The sequence below is a fragment of the Rossellomorea sp. RS05 genome (genome assembly GCF_039822645.1).
Classification (GTDB): domain Bacteria; phylum Bacillota; class Bacilli; order Bacillales; family Bacillaceae_B; genus Rossellomorea; species Rossellomorea marisflavi_B.
In genome coordinates this window covers 1,292,897-1,315,224 of sequence record NZ_JBDKWY010000001.1, presented here as the reverse complement: position 1 = coordinate 1,315,224, position 22,328 = coordinate 1,292,897, and the positions used below count along the sequence as shown (strand labels likewise).

At 48.6% G+C, this 22,328-nt stretch carries 22 protein-coding genes and 2 riboswitches; of the genes, 17 read left to right on the top strand and 5 right to left on the bottom strand.

The window, feature by feature from the left end:
* Positions 1 to 25: 25 nt before the first annotated feature.
* Together ABJ225_RS06840 and ABJ225_RS06835 are read right to left on the bottom strand one after the other, a co-directional pair.
* A complete protein-coding gene (locus ABJ225_RS06840; protein WP_218246177.1) occupies positions 26 to 811 on the bottom strand; it encodes a YqhG family protein in 786 nt (261 codons plus the stop codon).
* Complete coding sequence (locus ABJ225_RS06835; protein ID WP_347319103.1) at positions 780 to 2,480, bottom strand: DEAD/DEAH box helicase; 1,701 nt, start codon at positions 2,478 to 2,480, stop codon at positions 780 to 782. The genes ABJ225_RS06840 and ABJ225_RS06835 overlap by 32 nt, the downstream gene beginning before the upstream one ends.
* Positions 2,481 to 2,652: 172 nt before the next feature.
* Positions 2,653 to 2,743: riboswitch (glycine riboswitch) on the top strand.
* 3 nt (positions 2,744 to 2,746) lie between these two features.
* Positions 2,747 to 2,825: riboswitch (glycine riboswitch) on the top strand.
* An 81-nt stretch (positions 2,826 to 2,906) separates the two neighbouring features.
* Here ABJ225_RS06835 and gcvT point away from each other — a divergent pair.
* From gcvT to gcvPB, 3 genes are read left to right on the top strand one after another with little or no spacing between them, the layout of a single operon-like run.
* A complete protein-coding gene (gcvT, locus tag ABJ225_RS06830; protein WP_347319101.1) occupies positions 2,907 to 4,010 on the top strand; it encodes a glycine cleavage system aminomethyltransferase GcvT in 1,104 nt (367 codons plus the stop codon).
* Positions 4,011 to 4,025: 15 nt separating this feature from the next.
* On the top strand, positions 4,026 to 5,372 hold the full coding sequence (gene gcvPA / locus ABJ225_RS06825) for an aminomethyl-transferring glycine dehydrogenase subunit GcvPA (RefSeq protein ID WP_347319099.1): 1,347 nt from the start codon (positions 4,026 to 4,028) through the stop codon (positions 5,370 to 5,372).
* Entirely contained in the window at positions 5,365 to 6,828 is a 1,464-nt protein-coding gene (gcvPB, locus tag ABJ225_RS06820) for an aminomethyl-transferring glycine dehydrogenase subunit GcvPB (protein ID WP_347319097.1), read from the top strand. Before gcvPA ends, gcvPB begins: the two co-directional genes overlap by 8 nt.
* A 333-nt stretch (positions 6,829 to 7,161) precedes the next feature.
* Here gcvPB and ABJ225_RS06815 read toward each other — a convergent pair whose 3' ends face one another.
* A complete protein-coding gene (locus ABJ225_RS06815) occupies positions 7,162 to 7,545 on the bottom strand; it encodes a rhodanese-like domain-containing protein (RefSeq protein WP_347319095.1) in 384 nt (127 codons plus the stop codon).
* Between the two features lie 212 nt (positions 7,546 to 7,757).
* Between ABJ225_RS06815 and ABJ225_RS06810 the strand changes: the two genes are divergently transcribed.
* A complete protein-coding gene (locus ABJ225_RS06810) occupies positions 7,758 to 8,594 on the top strand; it encodes a lipoate--protein ligase family protein (protein WP_218246172.1) in 837 nt (278 codons plus the stop codon).
* A gap of 334 nt (positions 8,595 to 8,928) precedes the next feature.
* The gene (locus ABJ225_RS06805) at positions 8,929 to 11,490 is read left to right on the top strand and encodes a vitamin B12-dependent ribonucleotide reductase (RefSeq protein ID WP_218246171.1); all 2,562 of its coding nucleotides are present in this window, start codon (positions 8,929 to 8,931) and stop codon (positions 11,488 to 11,490) included.
* A gap of 85 nt (positions 11,491 to 11,575) precedes the next feature.
* On the opposite strand, the gene ABJ225_RS06800 is transcribed toward ABJ225_RS06805, so the two are convergent.
* Positions 11,576 to 12,460, bottom strand: coding sequence for a LysR family transcriptional regulator (locus ABJ225_RS06800; protein WP_347319093.1), 885 nt, complete (start codon positions 12,458 to 12,460; stop codon positions 11,576 to 11,578).
* A gap of 145 nt (positions 12,461 to 12,605) precedes the next feature.
* On the opposite strand from ABJ225_RS06800, the gene ABJ225_RS06795 reads away from it, so the two are divergent.
* From ABJ225_RS06795 to ABJ225_RS06785, 3 genes are all read left to right on the top strand, one after another.
* Positions 12,606 to 13,352 carry an acetoacetate decarboxylase gene (locus ABJ225_RS06795; RefSeq protein ID WP_218246169.1) on the top strand — a complete coding sequence of 249 codons (747 nt, stop codon included), beginning with the start codon at positions 12,606 to 12,608 and terminating at the stop codon, positions 13,350 to 13,352.
* 13 nt (positions 13,353 to 13,365) lie between these two features.
* Positions 13,366 to 14,394, top strand: a complete 1,029-nt coding sequence (locus ABJ225_RS06790; protein ID WP_218246168.1) for a ketopantoate reductase family protein — start codon at positions 13,366 to 13,368, stop codon at positions 14,392 to 14,394.
* A gap of 176 nt (positions 14,395 to 14,570) precedes the next feature.
* Positions 14,571 to 15,446, top strand: a complete 876-nt coding sequence (locus tag ABJ225_RS06785) for a patatin-like phospholipase family protein (protein ID WP_218246167.1) — start codon at positions 14,571 to 14,573, stop codon at positions 15,444 to 15,446.
* A 22-nt stretch (positions 15,447 to 15,468) separates the two neighbouring features.
* Here ABJ225_RS06785 and ABJ225_RS06780 read toward each other — a convergent pair whose 3' ends face one another.
* Positions 15,469 to 15,831, bottom strand: coding sequence for an SA1362 family protein (locus ABJ225_RS06780; protein WP_053426611.1), 363 nt, complete (start codon positions 15,829 to 15,831; stop codon positions 15,469 to 15,471).
* Positions 15,832 to 16,056: 225 nt separating this feature from the next.
* Between ABJ225_RS06780 and ABJ225_RS06775 the strand changes: the two genes are divergently transcribed.
* The 9 genes from ABJ225_RS06775 to spoIIIAE all read left to right on the top strand — a co-directional run bounded on the left by ABJ225_RS06775 (position 16,057) and on the right by spoIIIAE (position 22,310).
* Positions 16,057 to 16,620, top strand: coding sequence for a YqhR family membrane protein (locus ABJ225_RS06775; RefSeq protein WP_056535436.1), 564 nt, complete (start codon positions 16,057 to 16,059; stop codon positions 16,618 to 16,620).
* 90 nt (positions 16,621 to 16,710) lie between these two features.
* Positions 16,711 to 17,163, top strand: a complete 453-nt coding sequence (gene aroQ, locus ABJ225_RS06770; RefSeq protein WP_218246166.1) for a type II 3-dehydroquinate dehydratase — start codon at positions 16,711 to 16,713, stop codon at positions 17,161 to 17,163.
* A gap of 2 nt (positions 17,164 to 17,165) precedes the next feature.
* Positions 17,166 to 18,233 carry a M24 family metallopeptidase gene (locus ABJ225_RS06765; protein ID WP_347319089.1) on the top strand — a complete coding sequence of 356 codons (1,068 nt, stop codon included), beginning with the start codon at positions 17,166 to 17,168 and terminating at the stop codon, positions 18,231 to 18,233.
* A 37-nt stretch (positions 18,234 to 18,270) separates the two neighbouring features.
* On the top strand, positions 18,271 to 18,828 hold the full coding sequence (gene efp / locus ABJ225_RS06760) for an elongation factor P (protein ID WP_048006044.1): 558 nt from the start codon (positions 18,271 to 18,273) through the stop codon (positions 18,826 to 18,828).
* A 194-nt stretch (positions 18,829 to 19,022) separates the two neighbouring features.
* The gene (spoIIIAA, locus tag ABJ225_RS06755) at positions 19,023 to 19,949 is read left to right on the top strand and encodes a stage III sporulation protein AA (protein ID WP_347319087.1); all 927 of its coding nucleotides are present in this window, start codon (positions 19,023 to 19,025) and stop codon (positions 19,947 to 19,949) included.
* Positions 19,946 to 20,461 (top strand): stage III sporulation protein SpoIIIAB, encoded by a 516-nt coding sequence (gene spoIIIAB / locus ABJ225_RS06750; RefSeq protein WP_347319084.1) that lies wholly within the window; start codon positions 19,946 to 19,948, stop codon positions 20,459 to 20,461. The genes spoIIIAA and spoIIIAB overlap by 4 nt, the downstream gene beginning before the upstream one ends.
* A 19-nt stretch (positions 20,462 to 20,480) precedes the next feature.
* Positions 20,481 to 20,687: a stage III sporulation protein AC gene (spoIIIAC, locus tag ABJ225_RS06745; protein WP_048006041.1), complete on the top strand. Its 207-nt coding sequence runs from the start codon at positions 20,481 to 20,483 to the stop codon at positions 20,685 to 20,687.
* A 26-nt stretch (positions 20,688 to 20,713) separates the two neighbouring features.
* Positions 20,714 to 21,097, top strand: a complete 384-nt coding sequence (spoIIIAD, locus tag ABJ225_RS06740; RefSeq protein WP_142128645.1) for a stage III sporulation protein AD — start codon at positions 20,714 to 20,716, stop codon at positions 21,095 to 21,097.
* A gap of 22 nt (positions 21,098 to 21,119) precedes the next feature.
* Positions 21,120 to 22,310, top strand: coding sequence for a stage III sporulation protein AE (gene spoIIIAE, locus ABJ225_RS06735; RefSeq protein ID WP_347319082.1), 1,191 nt, complete (start codon positions 21,120 to 21,122; stop codon positions 22,308 to 22,310).
* The last annotated feature ends 18 nt before the right edge of the window (positions 22,311 to 22,328 follow it).

Below are 22,328 nucleotides of genomic sequence, written 5' to 3'. Positions count from 1 at the left end.
CTTTTTGACCTAATCTCTTTAGGTGTCACTGATGAAGGTAGAAGATCCCCCCATTGATGATTTCGATCTCGATCTTCGGTTCATATTGATACTTAAGGGCGGCTTGTTCAAGGAAGTAGGATTCGGGCTTGTCTTCGACCTCTTTATAAAAGTGGTCCAGTAGCTCCCGGTCTTCCTTCCATGAGGCAAGGGCTGATTCTGCCCATTCCGTCGACTCCCGGCTGATTTCATCCCGCAGTTGCTGTTGGATGCGTCCGATCCCGCTTTTGGGGCGGATGATCGGGGTCAGGGTGAAGCAGAGATCCGGTATCTTCGGCGTCAGCTTGAGGGTGAGGAGTTCATCGTGAAATCCTTCCTTCATCATGCCGTTGATCAGATTGAGGCCGATGCTGCGGAACGTATCCTTCTTGCGATTCGATTGATAGGAGATTTTGACGTTCATGCCGAGCCACGGATGAAGCGGGATTTGTTGCTGGCCATACCCTGCACGGTCCTCATAGAGCCGGGTGTATCCTGCCAGACTCCGGGTGGAACGGAAGATCTGGTGCAGTCGGGGTGAACCGAAATGGATGACCTCCCCCTGTAGTCCTTCCGGCGCCTTTTCCTGATCGGTGATGAGGTTTAGTGCCATGGGATTCGGTTCCCCGCCGGTCTTTTCGAGATAATGCCAGTAGAATGGGCGATTCATGAGCTCTTTATCCATCTCGATCGTGAGCTGAACGGTCATATAGCCATCACCGCTTGCCTTCAGCTCACACCCGTTCGCGTGAAAATACCGCTCAAGAAATCGATGTATTTCGTGCTGCTGCATCGGCCTTCTCCTCCTTCATCTGTTCTGCAAATTGAATCATGCTCGTCAAATTTTCCATTTTGATCTTCATTTCACCCTCGGTTCTTGAGGAAGCGAAGATATCCGTCATGTGATCTTCAAACTCTTTGAAATCGAGTCGGGTCAGGATGTCATCAAGTTCGCCGATCACCCGCTCGAACAGGTTGATTTTTTCATAAAGCAGGGTGAGGATATGTTCTTCCACGGTGCCTTTCGTGGCGAAATTGTAAATATGAACATCCTCGGTCTGTCCCAGGCGGTGCACCCGTCCAATCCGCTGCTCGAGTCTCATGGGATTCCACGGAAGGTCGAAATTGATGACGTGATGACAGAATTGAAGGTTGATCCCTTCCCCGCCGGCTTCCGTGGCGATGAGGACCTGGGCGTGATTTTGGAACAGTTGTCTCATCCAGTCCTTTTTTCCTCGCTTGAACCCGCCCCTGAAAGGGACCGACGTGATGTCGTGCTGCTTCAGGAACCATTGAAGGTACATCTGGGTAGCACGGTATTCCGTGAAGATGATCACCTTGTCGTCGATGGATTGGATCAGCTCCAGGGCTTTCTTTGCCTTGGAGTTGACTGAGACATTCTCCACCTTTTGCATGAGGGTTCCGATCACCTGCTTGAACCCTTCTGAAGGATCCTCTTTTTTGGCTAGCATATTCTTCAACGTAAAGTACACCGCTTCTCGGCTGGAGCATGCTTCCCGCTGCAGGGTGAGGAGGGAGAAGGAGCTGGATGCGGCCCAGTCATCGTAGCGGCCGCGCAGAAGATCGAAGCTGTCGTATAGGTCCCTCTCTCCCTGTGAGAAGTCGATCAGGACCGTTTTTACATGGCGCTTCGTCCATTCGATACCCGTGTCATTCCTTCGGTTCCTGATCATCACCTTGTTGGTCAGGTTCTTCAGATGGTCGTCATCCTCAAGTGACCGATCCCCATTTTTATACCGTTCTGTAAAGCCCGATTCGCTTCCAAGGTGCCCGGGCTTCAGGAGGGAAACAAGATGGAAGATTTCCTCGATTCGGTTCTGGATGGGAGTGGCCGTCAGAAGAAGGCAGAATTTTTTCTTCAGGTTCTGCACAAATTCATAGTTTTTCGTTTTGTGATTCTTCAGTTTGTGAGCCTCATCGATGATGACGAGATCATAATCCTGTTCATACACCTTTTCCCGGTGAGGGCTTCTTTTGGCCGTATCCATGGAAGAAACAACGATATCACACTGGTCCCAGACGTAACTTTTCCTCTGGGGGACGGCAGGGATGAAGAATTTCGTATTCAACTCATAGCACCACTGAGATACCAGGGACGCCGGCACGAGGATGAGCACCTTCTTCACCAGTCCACGGATCATGTATTCCTTCAACACAAGCCCCGCTTCAATTGTTTTCCCGAGTCCGACCTCATCTGCAAGGATCGCTTTTCCGTTCATGGTCTCCACCACCTGCCTCGCAGCTTCGAGCTGATGGGGGAGGGGAGTGACATTTGCCAAATGTTTCGGTGCCTGCAGCCCCTCAAAGTTCGGAATTGCGAGATGGTGCTCGAATTCGACGGCGAGTTTGTAGAGGTCGAAACTTCCCCATGGCCCGTCATTTGTGATAAGACTATCAAGATTTTCTCCCCATCCCTCATCGAATATGATATCTACATTCATATAAAAACAACTCCTTTTTTTCTGCAAAAATTGATTGCCCGGAACAATTGATTAATGGTAGGATGAAAATAGATTTACAATCTTACAAAAATGATCTAAATCCGAACATTAGCATCTGCTGCATTTCTTTTATATCTTTAGTATGACCAAATATTGCAAGGAATATTGGCGAATGATGACAAGGGGAGAGACTGCAGTCTGCAGCGCCGAAGGAGCAAGCATCACGATGTGAATCTCTCAGGCAAAAAGACTCTTGTCGGACGCAACTCTGGAGAGCGTCCCGGATGGGGACCACCAAAGGGGAAAGCCGTATGAATCGGTAAACTTTCAGGTGCCAGGACAGAGAAGCCCACTTATTGAAAAGGGGCTTCTCTGTCCTTTTTTCATGCAAAAGAATGCAGTGTAACCACTAAAGGGGGAATCGCCATGTCAGAACTGAAGCAAACGCCTTTACACGATCTTTACCGCGAGTATGGAGGAAAGACGATCGATTTTGGAGGATGGGCCTTGCCCGTACAATTCTCGGGGATCAAAGATGAGCATGAAGCCGTAAGGAGCCGTGCAGGTCTTTTCGATGTCTCCCATATGGGAGAGATCACGGTGAAAGGGGAGGGTGCCCTTGAGTACCTTCAACGGATGATGACTAATGATCTGTCCAAATTGAAGGACGGAGGCGCTCAGTACACCGCCATGTGCTACGAAGACGGAGGGACGGTCGATGACCTTCTCGTCTATAAACGGAAAGATCACGATTATCTCCTTGTGGTCAACGCATCCAATATCGAGAAAGATTACGAATGGCTCATCCATCATGCAACCGAAGGGGTCGAGCTGACGAATCGTTCAGGCGAAATCGCCCAGCTTGCCATTCAGGGTCCGCTGGCGGAGAAGATCCTCCAGAAGCTAACCGATACAGATCTCGGCAGCATCGGGTTCTTCAAGTTCCAGGATGAGGTCATGATCAACGGTCACGAAGCGCTCGTATCAAGAACAGGTTACACAGGGGAAGACGGGTTTGAAATTTATTGTGCATCGGATTCCGCCCCGGCTCTGTGGAAGGAAATCCTTCAGGCGGGTGAAGAGGAAAGAATCGTACCTTGCGGCCTTGGTGCCCGAGACACTTTGCGATTCGAAGCGAATCTCGCACTCTATGGACAGGAGTTGTCGAAGACAATCACGCCCATCGAAGCGGGAATTGGTTTTGCGGTGAAGGTGAATAAAGACATCCCGTTCATCGGCCAGGAAGTCCTTCGCAAACAAAAGGAAGAAGGGGCACCTCGTAAACTGGTCGGGATCGAAATGATCGACCGCGGCATCCCTCGTCATGGATACAGTGTATTTTCAGGGGAAGAGCTGATCGGGGAGGTCACAACCGGTACCCAGTCGCCGACACTGAAGAAGAATATCGGTCTTGCACTTATCAAGAAGGAATTTGCCGAGCCCGGTACTGAAGTGATCGTGGAGATCCGGAGTAAACAATTGAAAGCCGTTGTAGTGAAAACACCATTCTATAAGAGAACTGGCAAATAGGGAGGACTGACGTTCATGAAGCATCGTTATTTACCGATGACAGATCAGGATCAAAGAGAAATGTTGGACAGCATTGGAGTCGACAGCGTCGATGCCCTTTTTGAAGATATTCCGGAAGAAGTCCGCTTTAAAGGCGACTATAACATTAAAAAAGCGAAATCCGAGACGGAACTCGTCAAGGAACTGAGTGCTCTGGCAGCTAAAAATGCCGATCTCAGAAGTCATGCAAGCTTCCTGGGAGCGGGAGTATATGACCATTACATGCCGATCATCGTGGATCATGTTTTATCACGTTCTGAATTTTATACGGCCTATACGCCGTACCAACCGGAGATTTCACAGGGCGAACTCCAGGCGATTTTCGAGTTTCAGACGATGATCTGCGAGCTGACTGGAATGGATGTAGCGAACTCTTCCATGTATGACGGTGGTACATCCCTTGCTGAAGCCGCCATGCTTTCAGCCGGTCAGACACGTCGCAAGAAGGTACTCGTATCAGCGGCGGTTCATCCTGAATCCAAAGATGTCCTGCGCTCTTATGCGAAAGGTCAGTATATCGACGTTGTAGAAGTTCCCCATAAGGATGGGGTGACAGATCTTGAAGCGATCGAGAACCTCATCGGTGACGACGTGGCAGCTGTGATTGTTCAATATCCGAACTTCTTCGGACGTATCGAGGATCTTCAGGCGATTGAAGCCATCACCCATGGGTCAAAAGCGATGTTTGTCGTCTCTTCCAACCCCCTTGCACTCGGCGCACTCACACCACCGGGCAAATTCGGTGCCGATATCGTCATCGGGGATGCGCAGCCATTCGGAATTCCGAGTGCATTCGGCGGACCGCACTGCGGCTATTTCGCCGTCAGCAAGAAGCTTATGCGGAAGGTACCGGGCCGCCTTGTCGGCCAAACGGTGGATGAAGACGGTGTCCGCGGATTCGTCCTGACCCTTCAGGCAAGGGAACAGCATATCCGCCGTGATAAAGCGACGTCCAATATTTGTTCGAACCAGGCACTGAATGCCCTGGCTGCTTCCGTTGCCATGACGGCACTCGGGAAGCAAGGGGTAAAAGAGATGGCAATCCAGAATATCCAAAAAGCTCACTATGCAAAAAATGCCATGAAGTCTGCTGGACTCGAATTGGCATTCGAAGGACCTTCCTTCAATGAATTCGTCGTCAAAGTGAAGGCGCCGGTCAGGGATCTCAATCTACATCTTATCCAAAAAGGGATGATCGGGGGATATGATCTCGGTCTTACGGACGAAACGCTCGCCAACCATATGCTCGTTGCCGTCACGGAACTTCGCAGCAAAGAAGAAATCGATGCATTTGCTAAAGAATTGGGGGATTATCATGCATAAGAAGGATCAGCCTCTTATTTTCGAACTCACTAAAGAAGGACGCGTAGGATACAGCCTTCCTGAACTGGATGTTCCGGCGGCAGATCTATCCGATCTGATTCCGGCAGAATTCATCCGCACAGAGGAAGCCAATCTTCCTGAAGTGTCCGAGCTTGATATCATGCGTCATTACACGGCTCTTTCCAAACGCAACCACGGAGTCGACTCAGGCTTCTATCCGCTAGGGTCATGTACGATGAAATACAATCCGAAGGTGAACGAATATGTGGCGCGCCTCAATGGATTTGCCCATATCAATCCGCTTCAGGAGCCTGAAAGTGTACAAGGAGCACTCGGTCTCATGTACGACCTCCAAGAACACTTGAAAGAAATCACCGGGATGGATGAAGTGACCCTCCAGCCCGCTGCAGGAGCTCATGGGGAATGGACCGGGCTTATGATGATCCGCGCCTTCCACGAAGCGAATGGCGATACCCAGCGTACAAAGGTCATCGTTCCCGACTCTGCCCACGGGACCAACCCGGCGAGCGCGACGGTTGCAGGTTTTGAGACAGTTACGGTCAAGTCCAACGAAGACGGCCTCGTTGACCTCGAAGATCTGAAGCGAGTGGTGGGAGACGATACGGCTGCCTTGATGCTCACGAACCCGAACACCCTAGGGCTTTTTGAAGAGAATATCCTGGAGATGGCTTCCATCATCCACGGTGCTGGTGGCAAGCTCTATTACGACGGTGCGAACCTCAATGCTGTCCTCTCAAAAGCAAGACCGGGAGATATGGGCTTTGATGTCGTCCACCTTAACCTTCATAAAACGTTCACCGGTCCCCATGGGGGAGGAGGTCCCGGAAGCGGTCCTGTCGGAGTGAAGGAAGATTTGATTCCTTATCTTCCAAAGCCGATCCTCGTTAAAAAGGGAGAAGACTTTGTATTCGATTATGACCGACCTGAAAGTATCGGAAGAGTGAAACCATACTACGGGAACTTCGGGATCAATGTCCGTGCCTATACGTATATTAGGACGATGGGACCTGATGGTCTGCGCGCCGTGACGGAGAATGCCGTACTGAACGCCAACTATATGATGAGAAGGCTTGCTCCTCACTTCGACCTTCCGTATGATCGTCATTGCAAGCATGAGTTTGTGATTTCTGGAAAACGTCAGAAGAAATTAGGGGTGCGTACCCTTGATATCGCGAAGCGCCTCCTCGACTTCGGCTATCATCCACCTACCATCTACTTCCCATTGAATGTAGAAGAGTGCATGATGATCGAACCTACGGAAACCGAGTCGAAGGAAACCCTTGATTCATTCATCGATGCTATGATCCAGATCGCGAAGGAAGCGGAAGAAAATCCGGAAATCGTCCAGGAAGCTCCTCACACGACGGTTGTGAAACGCATGGATGAAACCTTGGCGGCACGAAAACCCGTCCTTCGATACCAGAAAGAAGTTTAATGCAAGAAAAGAGAAAAAGGTTGGACTAAACGAAAAAAGTACCAAATAAACAAATACTACTAGTGTAGGTTCTCAATACCGCTCATGATTTCCGTGCAAGACTATGCTTTCGGCGAGTAGCCCGTGAGCCTCCTCGGCTACTCTTCCCGTTGGAGTCTACGTCTTGGACGCCAATCAACCGCTAGGACCAATGAAATAAACATTATGAACAAATTAAAAACCCGAATTCATTGGCAAATGAATTCGGGTTTTACTATGACTGAAACACTTTTGTCCCAGCCTCGTTTCTAAACGAAAAAAGCCTCCGGTACCCTGATGGGCACCCGGAAGGCTTTATTTTTTGTGCTTGATTTTCCCGGTCCACTTTTTGAATCCACCTTTTAATTGGTGGAGGTCACGGTAGCCGAGACGACGGAGCATTTGAGCCGCCCTGCCGCTTCTCATGCCGCTTTGGCAGTAAAGGTAGACGGGCTGGTCTTTACGGATCTCTTTTTGTCTCATTTTCAGTTGAGAAAGTGGAATGTTTCTGGCGCCAAGAATATGACCGTTGTTATATTCATTGGTTTCGCGGACATCGATCAGCTGGGCTTTACGGTAGCCTGCGCGAAACTCTTCCTCTGAGAGTGTGTTGATGATTCTTTTTTGATTGAAATATGTAATGAGTGAATACGCTGCGATTGCACCGATTACAATCAATAGGATATATAAAGCTTCCATCCATTCATGCTCCTTTCTACAAATGCGCTATCTACTATTATATTCATGATGGCAAACATAATCAAAAGATTTTTGAAATAAAGTTCAAACACTTTCCAATCGGTTTCCCTTTGTTTTTTATCGGGTATTTGATAGACTAAGTAACGGATTAGAACGGTCTGACATTTGTGACCGATACATAATACTGCGAACATAAGAATGAGGTATGCATAATGGAAAAGGAAATATGGAGATTCATCGATTCCGGTCACTGCTCCCCTTCTTTCAATATGGCATTGGATGAAGCGCTCCTTGACTGGCACAGCGAAGGGAAGATCCCTCCCACGATCCGATTCTATGGCTGGGACCCGGCGACCCTCTCAATCGGATACTTCCAAAAGGTAGAGAAAGAGATCAACATGGAAAATGTGAAAAAGCATAATCTGGGCTTTGTGAGAAGACCTACAGGAGGCAGGGGCGTCCTTCATGAGCACGAACTTACCTACAGCGTCATCGTCTCCGAAGATCACCCAGATATGCCAAAGACGGTAACGGAAGCGTACCGCGTCATTTCCGAAGGAATATTGCAAGGGTTCCGGGCCCTCGGTCTGGAAGCATATTTTGCCGTGCCGAAAACGGCGGAGGAGCGGGAAGGATTGAAGAATCCGCGCTCAGCCGTCTGCTTTGATGCGCCAAGCTGGTATGAGCTCGTGGTGGAAGGCCGTAAAGTGGCAGGCAGTGCCCAGACACGACAGAAGGGTGTCATCCTCCAACACGGATCCATCCTCCTTGACCTGGACGAAGACAAGCTCTTCAGCCTCTTCAACTATCCGAATGATCGTGTGAAAGAACGCATGCAGCGCGCATTCAAAAGCAAGGCCGTCGCCATGAATGAGATCAGTGCGGAACCGGTCACCATGGAGATGGCCAAGGACGCCTTCAAGAATGGGTTCGAAGACGGTCTCGGAATCGGATTGGAACCGTATGAGCTTTCACTTGAAGAAACACAATATGTAGAAAAGCTCGCGAAGGAACGCTACGAGTCCGACGAGTGGAATTACAAAAGATAATTTTTATTTTTTGCAGGAAATAGAATAAATGCCCGCTATTTCAAAGTTTGTCGGGTATTGGATAATATCAACATTGAAAATCATAGAAATGGGTCGATTTCCGATGGTTTATTCCGGTTAATCTCCTTTTTTCTAATGTTCTTGAAGGATTGTCCACTTGACAAATGAAGGGCGAAATGAACCTCAGCACAACATATGGTGTGGGACTTAAAATTCTGACCACTATATGTTGTGTTTTATTGTTGCTTTTCTAAAGTCGCTGTGATAACGTTAGTTAAGGAAATCAAACCATCATGTATCGCAGAGAAACATAGAGCTAGAAGGAGTTGTCGATATGACTGTTGCGTCGAAAGAAAATATGAGTTTAAACATTGAGAGATTGAATGAAGATATCCGTTTGTTCCCACAGGTGCACGAGATCACCCCGGATATGAAGACTACCCATAAAGGTGTATCCCGCCTGGTGATGATCGACCGATACTCATTCAAGGATACCGAAAAAATTACCCTCTCAGCAGGTGACTTCGTTGTTCTGACCATCAAGGAAGATCCGAAGTTCCCGGCACGAGGCCTTGGATATATTAAAGAAATCGATTTTGAGAACAAAAAGGCCCACGTCTGGATCGAAGAAGAATACCGGAGTGCAATCGAAAAGCCGGAGGAAATGGAAACGGGAATCGTCCTGCGTAATCTGGACGTCATCGAAAAGCCCCTTGAAGTATTCTACGAGCAGATTGCCAAGCGTAACGCAACAGGTCTGGCGGAAGTGGAAGAAACTCCTGAACTGAAGCAAGTCTGGTTCGAAAAATTCTATCATGAATTGGTGAACCTGCACTTTGTACCGGCAGGACGCGTCCTTTACGGGGCAGGAGCAGGAACGGATGTTACATACTTCAACTGCTACGTCATGCCGTTTGTGCAGGATTCACGTGAAGGTATATCCGAACACCGGAAACAGGTAATGGAAATCATGAGCCGCGGCGGCGGGGTGGGAACCAATGGTTCTACACTGCGTCCACGCAATACGCTAGCGAAAGGCGTGAACGGTAAATCTTCAGGGTCTGTATCGTGGCTTGATGATATTGCCAAGCTTACTCACCTTGTCGAGCAGGGCGGTTCACGTCGCGGTGCCCAGATGATCATGCTTTCAGACTGGCACCCGGACATCGTGGAATTCATCATCTCCAAGATGCAAAATCCACGCATCCTTCGCTATTTGCTTGAGAATACGGAAGATGAGACCATCAAGAAAGCGGCGCAGGATAAATTGAAATTCACACCGCTCACCGAACAGGAAGAAGCGATGTATCAGGGGATCCTGAACTACAGACATATCCCTGGCTACGGAGGCTTTGATGAGAAGATCCTGAGAGGTGCAGAAGAGAAGCTGAACACCGGTGGGACCTACAGCGTTCACAATCCGGAGTTCCTCACCGGCGCCAACATCTCAGTCTGCCTCACAAGCGACTTCATGGATGCAGTCGAGAATGACGAAGAGTATGAGCTGCGCTTCCCGGATGTCGAAAGCTATGATGCCGACACGATGACATTCTATAATGAAGAGTGGCATAACGTCGGAGATGTTCGCGAATGGGAACAGATGGGCTATAAAGTGAGAACCTACCGCAAGATTAAGGCGAAGGAACTCTGGAATCTGATCAACGTATGTGCCACATACTCTGCAGAACCTGGAATCTTCTTCATCGACAATGCCAATGATATGACGAATGCAAAAGCATACGGCCAGAAAGTCGTTGCAACCAACCCTTGCGGTGAACAGCCTTTGGCTCCGTACTCCGTATGTAACCTTGCTGCCGTCAATCTCGCTGAATTCGCCGATAAAGACGCGAAAACCGTTGATTTTGAGAAGCTTAAGCAAACGGTCGAAGTCGGCGTGCGCATGCAGGACAATGTCATCGATGCGACTCCATACTTCCTTGATGAGAATAAAACACAGGCACTAGGTGAACGTCGTGTTGGTCTAGGTGTCATGGGACTTGCCGATCTTCTGATTTACTGTGAGAAAGAATACGGCTCAGAAGAAGGAAACAAGCTCGTTGATGAAGTATTCGAGGTCATCGCGACGACAGCCTATCGTGCGTCCATCGAGCTATCCAAAGAAAAGGGAAGCTTCCCGTTCCTGATCGGAAGCACCGATGATGAAACAAAAGCCATCCGTGAACGCTTCACACAGACAGGCTTCATGGAGAAAATGCCTGAAGATGTGAAGGAAGGAATCCTTGAGCACGGAATCCGGAACTCCCATCTGTTGACGGTTGCACCAACCGGATCGACCGGAACGATGGTAGGGGTATCCACAGGTCTTGAGCCATACTTCTCCTTCACGTATTATAGAAGCGGAAGACTCGGTAAATTCATCGAAGTCAAAGCGGATATTGTAGAAGATTATCTTTCAAGAAATCCAGGAGCCAGTGCAGATGAACTGCCTGAGTGGTTCGTTTCATCCATGAGCCTGGCACCGGAAGCACATGCGGACGTTCAATGTGTGATCCAGAACTGGATTGACAGCTCCATCTCCAAAACGGTCAACGCCCCGCGCGGATACACAGTGGAGCAGGTACAAAAAGTGTACGAACGCCTCTATAAAGGTGGCGCTAAAGGCGGTACCGTTTATGTAGACGGAAGCCGTGATTCACAGGTCCTCACCCTCAAAGCGGAAGAAAACAGCTTTGATGATGAAGAGGAAACCATTGTAGAAACAGCGAAAAAACCCGTTGTTCTTGTAGACACGATCCAGGATGTGCGCTCGACTGATGTGACCATCGGATCGGAAGTCGGCAACACATGCCCGGTCTGCCGTAAAGGGACAGTTAAAGACATGGGTGGATGCAACACATGCACGAACTGTGGTGCACAGCTCAAATGCGGACTGTAAGCTGATAGAGAGAAACACCTCTTTGGATGTATTCCATCCAGAGAGGTGTTTTTTTTGTTTTAGAAATGCCATCCGAAGGGATGGATCAAATCTTGAATAAGTCATGATGCTCTTTATAATATGAAACGATAAAATTACGAAGACCATCAGTCGAGGAGCTCATTACCTTGTTCTTTCTCCAATACAGTCTGACCGGGTAAGTAGCAGAATGATCCGTCAATGGACGATAATTCAATCCAAGGGTCCTGCAACTAGAAACAGGAAGGAGTGCCACTCCTTGATCCAGTTTGATGATTTCAACCAACAGATTCGAATCTACTTCGAATGCTGATTTGGGTATGAAACCAGCACGTTCACATAGCATGGACGTAAACGTGCGGTATTCTTCGTTATTGGCCAAGGTGATGAAAGGGTCATCGGCCACATGATGAAGCGATAATTCGGCTTCCCCAGTCAATCTGTGATTGGAGGGAAGTGCCAGAACAATATCTTCATTCACAAGCAAACGGCTTTCCAACTCTTCATCCTGTACCGTATCACCTGCTATACCTAGTTCGATATCCCCTCGTTTCAAACTCGATAGGATATCGGTTTTCCCCCTGATGGATTGAATGATCGTTGTCTCAGGAGCGCGATTGATGAACTCACTGATCAGGCCGGAGAGGAACCGGGGGTTGGATATGGCAATCTTGATCGTGTGGGCCAGGTGATGCTCTTCACGTTCAATTTCAGCTTGTGCATTCTCCAGTTCAATAAAGATACGGTTCACATGTTTCAAAAGGATCTTACCGGAAGAACTCAGTCGGATATTCCTCCCTTTCCGATCAAATAGGGACGTCCCCAGTTCATCTTCCAGTCGTTTTATGGTCAGACTCAGGGAAGGCTGGGCAATCTTAAGCTGTTTGGCGGCATTAGAAATATGCTCGGTATAGGCCACGGTCTGAAAATATTTGAGTTGTAGAAGTTCCATCCATCATACTCCTTTAAAACATTTACTTAAATAAATATATTTATATATTATTATGTATTAGATTAAATGTAAATGAAGGAGTAAGCTCATGGTAGAGGTTCAGTTCAGTGAACCTCACTGACTATGAATGGAAGGTGCGATCACGATGAAAATTGATGTGAATACCATTTCGAAAAATCTAACAACCCCATTAACAGCACCGGCTTATCCTTATCCGGCATACAAATTCACCAACCGGGAATACCTGACGATTCTCTATCGGACGGATGAACAGGCATTGCGTGAAGCCGTCCCAGAACCACTGGAAATCAATGAGCCCCTCGTGAAATTCGAGGTCATGTGGATGCCGGATGTAACTGGTCTGGGTGCATATTCAGAATCAGGTCAGGTCATCCCTGTCCGCTTCAACGGCGAAGAGGGTGATTATGTGCACTCGATGTACGTGGACAATTTCCCAGCGATTGCGAGCGGTAGGGAGCTGACGGCGTATCCGAAGAAACTGGGCGCTCCTAAGCTTTATGTCGATTCCGACACCCTTATTGGGACCCTGGATTATGGTTCACTCCGGGTTGCAACGGCCACCATGGGATATAAGCATGCTGAAATGGCGAAGGAAGAAGCGCTTGAAGAAATCTGCCGGCCGAATTTCATGGTCAAGATGGCAACAGATTATGAAGGGAATCTCAGGATCTGCGATCTCGTGCGCACTCAGATAACCGATATCAACGTGAAGGGAGCATGGAGCGGCCCTGCCAGACTGCAATTATTCGAACACGCACTGGCGCCGCTTGCCGACCTTCCCGTATTGGAAGTAGTATCGGCATCCCATATCCTGACAGACCTGACATTGAATGCAGCAAAACCGGTTTATAACTATCTGGAGGAAAAATAAGGGGGACATTTTCATGAGAATCGCAGTATTGGGAGCAGGTTCACTCGGAACCATCGTCGGAGCATATCTTGCCCACGGGGGGATGGATGTAGAACTGATTGATTCATATAAAGATCACGTCGACAGGCTGAATGAAGAAGGGGCCAAAGTCATCGGTACGACGGAATTTCACGCCAGGGTCAAAGCCATCACCCCTGAAGAGAAAGCAGGGACCTATGATTTGGTTCTGCTTCTCACCAAACAATTGTATAACGAAGCGGTTTTGCAAGAGCTTCTTCCTTTCTTACATGAGGGTAGTGTCGTATGTTCCCTTCAAAATGGAATACCGGAAGAAGTGGTCGGTTCCATTATCGGAAAAGAACGTGTGATTGCGGGTTCTGTTGAATTCGGTGCCACATTCATAGAACCGGGTGTATCGAATCTTACAACTGAATTCAGCCAATTCAAACAGTATGCGTTTCAGATCGGCGAGTTGAACGGTGAAACAACTGACAGGATCAAGGAGATCAAATCCATCCTGGACCTTGTAGGAGGCACGCATATTTCCGATAATCTGGTGGGGACCAAATGGTCGAAGCTATTGATTAACAATGCTTTCAGTGGTTTATCTGCTGCGTTGAACGGTGAATACGGAGATATCCTTGACGATGAAACGGGTATCACCAGTGCCGTCCATATCGCAGATGAAACCATCAAGGTTGGACATGCCAATGGTGTCCACTTTGCCAAAATGGGCGGATTTGACGTGGAATCCCTTGAGTTGGAAAGTGAACATGAGATCAAAGACCGCATTCAAACACTGAGGGCTGTGATGGAGCCATCAAGATTGCTGCGCGCAAGCATGCTGCAGGATTTGGAGAAAAACAGAAAAACCGAAATTGATTATATCAATGGGGTTGTACCGAAACTGGGAGAAGGCAAGGGCATTTCGACTCCTTTCAATGAAATGGTCGTGAAACAGGTGAAGTTTGCCGAAGAAAGTCAAACGGTTCCGGACTTTGATGTGAATGTTCAGGCATTTAAAGAGCTATTGGCACACTGATCCGTGCTTTTTTCATTAACGATGGCTCTCTATGTGAAATAAAACCATGCGAAAGGGGAGAAGCACACGGGTGCCACTCCCCTTTTTGGTATCAATGAATTCTTTCGATGAATGACGTCTAAAATCCATCTTTCTTCATTAGTTATGTAATAACACCCTATGAAAGGGGGAGAAGGATGGAAATTGACGGCGTTTTTTCAGGAGGAGGCATTAAGGGGTTCGCCCTCATAGGAGCCTATCAGGCGGTGGAGGAAAAGGGATATACGTTCAAGCGGTTGGCAGGTACAAGTGCAGGTGCGATCATATCATCCTTTATCGCAGCCGGTTACACGAGTAAAGAAATCGCGCAGCTGATGGATGAAGTCGACGTAAAGACGTTCATGGATGCATCACCATTTTCCTTGCCGATCATCAAGTGGTTCATGGTCTATTTTCGTCTGGGGTTGTATAAAGGCAAGGCCTTAGAGGCGTGGATCGGGGAGAAGCTTAAAGCGAAAGGGGTCGAGACGTTTGCGGATCTGCCGCCACATTCCCTCAGGGTCATTGCATCGGATCTTTCCAACGGAAGGATGATCGTACTTCCTGATGATCTGGATGGCTACGGGATACCGAAGGAAACATTCCCGGTTGCAAGGGCGATCCGGATGAGCGCAAATCTCCCCTTTTTCTTTGAGCCGGTGAAGTTGAAATCCCTCGAGGGAACAAGCATCACCGTGGATGGTGGAGTCCTGAGCAACTTTCCTATGTGGCTGTTCGACAAAGAGACAAACAAATCAGAGAGACCTGTTCTTGGTGTGAAGCTGAGTCACGATCTGACTGATCAGCCTAAGAAAGTGATCAAAAATGCCATTGAGCTGTATCAGGCTTTATTCACAACCATGAGGGATGCCCATGACGCCCGCTATATCTCCCGGAAACACGAGCGGAATATCGTGTTCATCCCGACAGAAGGAGTCATGACCACCGATTTTGAGTTGGATGGGTCACGAAAGTCTGAGCTCATTGAGTTTGGAAGGACCAGGACGGCTGAATTCCTGAAGTACTGGCATTAAAAAAAGAACAACCATTCCTCCTTTAAAAAGAGGCGCGGTTGTTCTTTTTGCTTTTTTTGCCTTCTATAACCGTCAGATTGGCGCTGGATTTCTTCCGCACCGGACGTTTCTTTGACACGTTTGAGACTTGAGGCTTACTGGCAGGCTTACGCTTATGCCTCTTTTTGGACATTTTGGCCGCTTTAACAAACGCTCTTTGCTCGTTGTTACTGCCTGTACGGCGACCGCTGAACCACTTGCGGTAAATGAAGTAGATGATACCGATCACGGCGGCAGTCACTAAGATCTGTCGCAAAAGACCCAGGGGATTGCCGATGAGAAGGGAGCCAAGTCCCACTGCGGCGAGTATCATAAGGGAAAAGACGAATAGGTTACGAGCGTTCAACAAAGCCACCTCCTTACCATATATGCAGACTTTCATTCTATACGTATAGTTTAGACCGATTTCACATTTTTTAACCTACTATTTTTAAAAAACAAAGGCACGATGTTCCCGATCATTCGGGCGTATATCCATTTTACTAAAAAATGAAAGAAAGCACTAGAAAGAGCACCGATTTTCTCGCATGAGCCTTTTCGTTTCGGACATACTACGACGGAGGTGATACTTATGGCAGAAGAAAAAGGACAGCATGAAAAGGTTCAAGAGGGAAGTGCAGAGAGCAAAAAGGATCCTGGACTCGAGCAAAATCAGAGCGAAAAGCCCCTGTCTTTTGCGGCACTCGTCGTCATCACGGGATTCATGGGAGGCATATTCTGGAGCGCCATCGCATATCTGTGCTATTATTTCTCTTTTACGAAAATCGAACCGACCGTCATCTTTGAACCGTGGGCGGCGGGGGACTGGGTCGACAAGTGGATAGGGATGGTCTTGGCCATCCTCGCATACGGAATCATTTCCATCGGAGTGGCTTTCGTTTACTATGCCATACTGAGAAGGTTCAAATCCATGTGGGTAGGTGCGGCATACGGGGTGGCTCTGTTCCTGTTATTCTTCCTAGTCCTGTACCCATTGTTCCCGAGCATCGGTTCACTGATGAAAATCGGAGTTGATACATTCGTGACCAGTCTGTGTCTCTATATCCTGTACGGCGTCTTTGTCGGCTATTCCATTTCGTATGAGGAAAATGAGCTGAGGGCGAAACACGGGAGTACAGATCAGGTTTCCCAATGAGGGACCGTTATCAGACAATTTTGTAGGTATCAGCATAGCTTTATGATAGAATGTTCATGATGAACATTCTATTTTTTTAGGGGAATACATATGCAGAAAACGATCCTGATATTGAACGGACCGAATTTAAACAGGCTCGGAAAAAGGGAGCCCGGTATCTATGGTAGCGAGACCCTTGCCGACCTGGAGGAACGATTGAGCCGGAAAGCAAGCGCCATGGGATATGCAATAGAAGCATACCAGTCCAATCATGAAGGCGAACTAATCGACTGGATCCATCGCGCTGAAGACGAAGGGGCAGCCGGAATCATCATGAACCCGGGTGCATTCACCCATTACAGCTACGCCATACGTGATGCCGTGGCAGCGGTGGACATACCTTTCATTGAAGTGCATATTTCCAACATCCATGCACGGGAATCTTTCCGGCATACGTCAGTCATCGCTCCTGAAGCGTTGGGTCAGATTGCAGGTTTTGGTTTCCTAGGGTACGAAATGGCCATGGATGCATTAGACAATTATCGAATGGGGAGAGGGAAATAAACATGACAAAAATTGACCGTTTACGCGAATCTTTGAATGAACGAAACATTGATGCACTCTTGATTACAAGTGAATTCAATCGCCGCTATATGACCAACTTCACGGGATCCGCAGGTGTGGTGCTCATTTCGGCGGATAAGGCGCTATTCATCACGGACTTCCGCTATACCGAGCAGGCTGCGGAGCAGGCCATCGGATATGATATCATCCAGCATAAAGGTCCGATTCACGCCGAGGTCGCCAAACAGGTCCAGAAACTTGGACTGAAGACGGTCGGCTTCGAGAAGGACTATATGACCTATGATGCCTTCACCACCTATCAGGCTGCCCTGAGTGCCGAATTCGTCCCGGTGTCGGGTGTAGTGGAAAAATTACGCTTGATTAAGACTCCTGAAGAGATTAAGATAATTAAGTATGCTGCGGACATCGCCGAAGCTACATTCAAGCATATCCTGGATTACATCAGACCTGGTTTGACCGAGCTGGACGTTTCCAATGAAATGGAGTTCTTCATGCGGAAGCAAGGCGCGACCAGTTCTTCATTCGATACCATCGTCGCATCGGGACTCCGTTCTGCCATGCCTCACGGGGTGGCAAGCGAGAAAGTCATTGAAAAAGGGGATTTTGTAACCCTTGACTTTGGTGCATACTATAATGGATATGCTTCAGATATGACAAGGACCATTTCTGTCGGTGAGCCCAGCGAGAAGCTGAAGGAAATCTACGGCATCGTCCTGCAATCCCAATTGATGGCTGTCGAACAGATCAAACCCGGCATGACCGGTAAGGAAGCTGACGCCATCAGTCGAGACTACATAACCGAAAAAGGGTATGGGGACTGTTTCGGCCATTCACTAGGACACGGGATCGGACTTGAAGTCCACGAGGGTCCCGGGCTTTCATTCAGATCGGAAACGACCCTTGAGCCGGGTATGATCGTCACGGTAGAACCTGGTATTTACGTACCGGGTGTCGGGGGCGTGCGGATCGAGGATGATCTGGTGATCACTGAGGATGGTAATGACAACCTCATGCATTCGTCGAAAGAATTGATCATCTTGCCATTCTGATGGCAGACAGGATTATTATATAGTAGGAGGAACATACATGATTTCAGTTAATGATTTTCGTACAGGACTAACCATCGAAGTAGACAACGGGATCTGGCGCGTAATGGATTTCCAACACGTTAAGCCTGGTAAGGGAGCGGCTTTCGTACGCTCCAAGCTACGTAACCTGCGTACAGGTGCGATCCAGGAGAAAACATTCCGTGCAGGTGAAAAAGTGGGCAAAGCCCAAATTGATAACCGCCGCATGCAATATCTTTATGCCAATGGGGATATGCACGTATTCATGGACAACGAGAGCTACGAGCAAATCGAACTTCCGGCTCCTTCCATCGAATATGAATTGAAATATCTTAAAGAAAACATGGAAGTTTCCATCATGATGTATCAAGGTGAAACGTTGGGCGTCGAGCTTCCGAACACGGTTGAACTCGAAGTAACAGAAACAGAGCCTGGAATCAAAGGCGATACGGCTTCCGGCGGATCAAAACCTGCCAAAACGGAAACCGGACTTGTGGTGAACGTTCCTTTCTTCGTCAATGAAGGGGATAAATTGGTTGTAAACACAACGGATGGTTCATACGTATCACGCGCATAATCCAAACAGAAAGCCAAGCGGAAATTCCGCTGGCTTTTTTTATTTGCCCGAAACGGCCCCTTTCTCCGCCCTGATACTCTCATTCCTGAACCTCAACGAACAATCTGTCATAAACCGACCCTTGGCGAAATACATTGTATTATCAGGGAGCTTGTACATATCCCGTGATGGAATTTCGTTAGGAGGTAAAGTTCATGCAAGAGATCCTGGCCATGCTTCCCACCACTATATCCAGCCATATTCAACTCCTGCCGCAACCATTGCTAGAATCCATTGAAGAGATAAGGGTAAGAACCCATAGAGAACTGGAAGTGACGTCGAGGGGAAAGCCCCATTTCCTCCCGTACACAGTCACCGCAGAAGATAGCGAAAACCTGATCAACAAACTGTCAAAGCACTCGTTTTATGCATTGGAAGAGGAGCTGAGACGAGGATATATCACCATTGAAGGAGGACACCGGGTCGGCCTTGCCGGTAAAGTCATCCTCGAAGGAGGAGTCGTGAAAGGCATACGGAATCTGTCCTCCTTCAACATCCGGGTCGCCCGCCAAAAGATCGGGATCGCCGAGCCCCTCATCCCATACCTTTCTGGAAGAGGGTGGAAACATACGATGATCATAGGCCCTCCTCAGACCGGGAAAACCACGCTGCTGAGGGATATAGCACGCATGGTTTCAAGCGGGGTGCCTGGTGAACGGATCCCACCGGCGAAAGTGGGCATCGTGGATGAACGATCGGAAATTGCAGGGTGCGTGGAAGGCGTACCTCAGTTGTCATTCGGCCAGCGTATCGATGTACTGGATGCCTGTCCGAAAGCAGAAGGCATGATGATGCTTATCCGTTCCATGAGCCCTGATGTGCTTATCGTGGATGAAATCGGCCGTCAAGAAGACGGTACCGCCATTCAGGAGGCAGTCAATGCAGGGATCACCTTGATCACTACGGTCCACGGTGATTCCCTTGAAGAGGTGAGAAAGCGCCCGGTGATCAGGGATGTCATGGCCCTCCATACATTTGATCGATTCGTGGAGCTGAAAAAGGGGGGAGAGCCTGGTGTGATCCATCGTGTGCTCGATGCAGATGGCAAGCTGCTTTCACCATCAAGGCTCAGAGCTACATGATCAAAATCATCGGTGCGATCTTCATTCTCCTATCCACTTCGTGGGCAGGATTTGAGCTATCAAAAGTCCTGACGGAGCGTCCGAAACAATTACGCTCATTGAAGTCGGCACTTCAGTATCTTGAGGCTGAGATCACCTATAGCCATACCCCGCTTCATGAAGCGGCCAGGAAGATATCATCGCAGCTCACAGCCCCTGTATCCCTGATCTTTGATTCTTTCTCAATGAAGTTGACCAAGGAGGAAATATCCGTGCGGAGGGCTTGGGAGGAAAGCCTGGATGTAATATGGAAAATGACCGCCCTCAAGAAGGAGGATTACGAGATCCTCAAACAATTTGGACAGACGCTCGGCCGTCATGACATTGTCACGGAACAAAAGCATATCAGGCTTGCCATGCTGCACTTGGAACGAGAAGAAGTAGAAGCGGCCGAGAAGCAGAAGAAGTATGAACGGATGACTAAGAGCCTCGGTTTCTTGACGGGGCTGCTTCTCATCATCCTTCTGCTGTGACGCGAAGGAGGAACGCAAGATGGGAATAGACGTGGATATCATTTTTAAAATTGCAGGGGTGGGGATCGTTGTTGCTTTCCTGCACACGATCCTTGATCAGATGGGAAAGAAGGAATATGCCCAGTGGGTGACGTTATTCGGCTTCATCTATATTCTGTTCATGGTGGCCTCCATCGTGGATGAATTATTCCAAAAGATCAAATCGGTCTTCTTGTATCAGGGATAGGAAAGGGGGGGACGACGATTGAGATCATCCAGATAGTCGGAATCGCACTTGTCTCGACCTTCCTGGCCTTGCTCATCAAGGAACAGAAGCCGAACTTTGCTTTCCTGCTCATCGTTTTTGTCGGCTGCTCGATCTTTCTGTTCCTCATTGATCAGATCTATGCCATCATTCACATGCTTGAGAAACTGGCAGCGAATGCAAACGTGAACCTTGTGTACGTCCAGACGATCCTGAAGATCATCGGAATCGCCTATATAGCTGAATTTGCAGCACATATCACGAGGGATGCAGGGGAGGGTGCCATCGCTGCCAAGGTGGAGCTTGCCGGGAAGATCCTCATCCTTGCCATGGCCATCCCGATATTGACGGTCATCATCGAGACAATCATCAATATGATCCCGTCCACTTGAACCGTTCCCGAGGGGGGAAATCATGAAAACCATCCAACGCACGCTAGCGCTCACCCTATTAATCATCTTCTTATTCCCTACAACCGGACAGGCCGAAGGAAACGCGGAGGAGGATGCAAGCCTCCAAGATGAAATGATCAATGAGCAGATCGATCATCTTGGTATCGACGAGTTGAAAGGATATTGGACAAGCATCGTGGATGATTACGGGGGATTCCTGCCTGAAAGTCAGAAGGGCAGCCTCATCGACTTCATCAAAGGAGAGAAGGAGTTTTCGTTCAAAGCATGGTTCACTGGACTCCTGCACTTTGCATTCCAGGAGTTGATGATGAACGGCAAGCTTCTAGGGACGTTGATCCTCCTCACGATCTTCAGCATGTTCCTTCAGTCGCTACAGAATGCGTTTGAGGGTGGGAATGTCAGCAAGGTCGCCTATGGGATCGTCTTCATGGTCCTAATCATCATCGCCCTAAACAGCTTCCATGTGGCCATTGATTATACGTATGAGGCGATCACCACCATGGTCAACTTCATCATTGCCCTTATCCCGCTCCTGCTTGCATTGATTGCAGCATCAGGCGGCCTTATATCAGCCGCCTTCTTTCACCCGGTCATCATCTTCCTCATGAATACAAGTGGTATATTGATCAAGAATGTTGTTCTGCCCCTCTTATTCCTTTCCACGCTTCTGAGCATAGTGAGCACGTTATCGACCCACTATAAGGTCACGCAGCTCGCCCAGCTCCTCAGAACGTGGAGCATCGGGCTATTGGGCGCTTTCATGACCATTTTTTTGGGCGTGATCTCAGTCCAAGGGACCACTGCCGCCGTCTCGGATGGTGTGTCGATCAGGACGGCCAAATTCGTCACAGGGAATTTCGTACCCGTGATCGGCAGGATGTTCACCGATGCAACCGACACGGTTATCAGCGCTTCGGTCCTCCTTAAGAACACCGTAGGGATTGCTGGGGTGGCCATCATCTTGCTGATCGCTGCCTTCCCGGCCATCAAGATCCTGATGATTGCGTTCATCTACAAACTGGCTGCCGCCCTTCTCCAGCCCCTTGGCGGGGGACCGGTGATCGAGTGTCTCGATACCATATCAAAAAGCATTATTTATGTCTTTGCTGCCCTGGCCATCGTATCGTTCATGTTTTTTCTTAGCATCACGATCATCGTGGCTGCAGGGAACATTACCATGATGGTCCGGTAACGACGTTCTAAAGGGGGG

Bases quoted from the DNA above. Each gene is read 5' to 3' on its own strand.
- ABJ225_RS06810 (WP_218246172.1), top strand. From the start codon at position 7,758: ATGGAAAAGGAAATATGGAGATTCATCGATTCCGGTCACTGCTCCCCT.
- ABJ225_RS06800 (WP_347319093.1), bottom strand. From the start codon at position 12,460: ATGGAACTTCTACAACTCAAATATTTTCAGACCGTGGCCTATACCGAG.
- ABJ225_RS06785 (WP_218246167.1), top strand. From the start codon at position 14,571: ATGGAAATTGACGGCGTTTTTTCAGGAGGAGGCATTAAGGGGTTCGCC.
- spoIIIAE (WP_347319082.1), top strand. From the start codon at position 21,120: ATGAAAACCATCCAACGCACGCTAGCGCTCACCCTATTAATCATCTTC.
- ABJ225_RS06805 (WP_218246171.1), top strand. From the start codon at position 8,929: ATGACTGTTGCGTCGAAAGAAAATATGAGTTTAAACATTGAGAGATTG.
- ABJ225_RS06835 (WP_347319103.1), bottom strand. From the start codon at position 2,480: ATGAATGTAGATATCATATTCGATGAGGGATGGGGAGAAAATCTTGAT.
- ABJ225_RS06840 (WP_218246177.1), bottom strand. From the start codon at position 811: ATGCAGCAGCACGAAATACATCGATTTCTTGAGCGGTATTTTCACGCG.
- gcvT (WP_347319101.1), top strand. From the start codon at position 2,907: ATGTCAGAACTGAAGCAAACGCCTTTACACGATCTTTACCGCGAGTAT.
- gcvPA (WP_347319099.1), top strand. From the start codon at position 4,026: ATGAAGCATCGTTATTTACCGATGACAGATCAGGATCAAAGAGAAATG.
- spoIIIAA (WP_347319087.1), top strand. From the start codon at position 19,023: ATGCAAGAGATCCTGGCCATGCTTCCCACCACTATATCCAGCCATATT.
- aroQ (WP_218246166.1), top strand. From the start codon at position 16,711: ATGCAGAAAACGATCCTGATATTGAACGGACCGAATTTAAACAGGCTC.
- ABJ225_RS06775 (WP_056535436.1), top strand. From the start codon at position 16,057: ATGGCAGAAGAAAAAGGACAGCATGAAAAGGTTCAAGAGGGAAGTGCA.
- ABJ225_RS06765 (WP_347319089.1), top strand. From the start codon at position 17,166: ATGACAAAAATTGACCGTTTACGCGAATCTTTGAATGAACGAAACATT.
- efp (WP_048006044.1), top strand. From the start codon at position 18,271: ATGATTTCAGTTAATGATTTTCGTACAGGACTAACCATCGAAGTAGAC.
- gcvPB (WP_347319097.1), top strand. From the start codon at position 5,365: ATGCATAAGAAGGATCAGCCTCTTATTTTCGAACTCACTAAAGAAGGA.
- spoIIIAB (WP_347319084.1), top strand. From the start codon at position 19,946: ATGATCAAAATCATCGGTGCGATCTTCATTCTCCTATCCACTTCGTGG.
- ABJ225_RS06815 (WP_347319095.1), bottom strand. From the start codon at position 7,545: ATGGAAGCTTTATATATCCTATTGATTGTAATCGGTGCAATCGCAGCG.
- ABJ225_RS06795 (WP_218246169.1), top strand. From the start codon at position 12,606: ATGAAAATTGATGTGAATACCATTTCGAAAAATCTAACAACCCCATTA.
- ABJ225_RS06790 (WP_218246168.1), top strand. From the start codon at position 13,366: ATGAGAATCGCAGTATTGGGAGCAGGTTCACTCGGAACCATCGTCGGA.
- spoIIIAC (WP_048006041.1), top strand. From the start codon at position 20,481: ATGGGAATAGACGTGGATATCATTTTTAAAATTGCAGGGGTGGGGATC.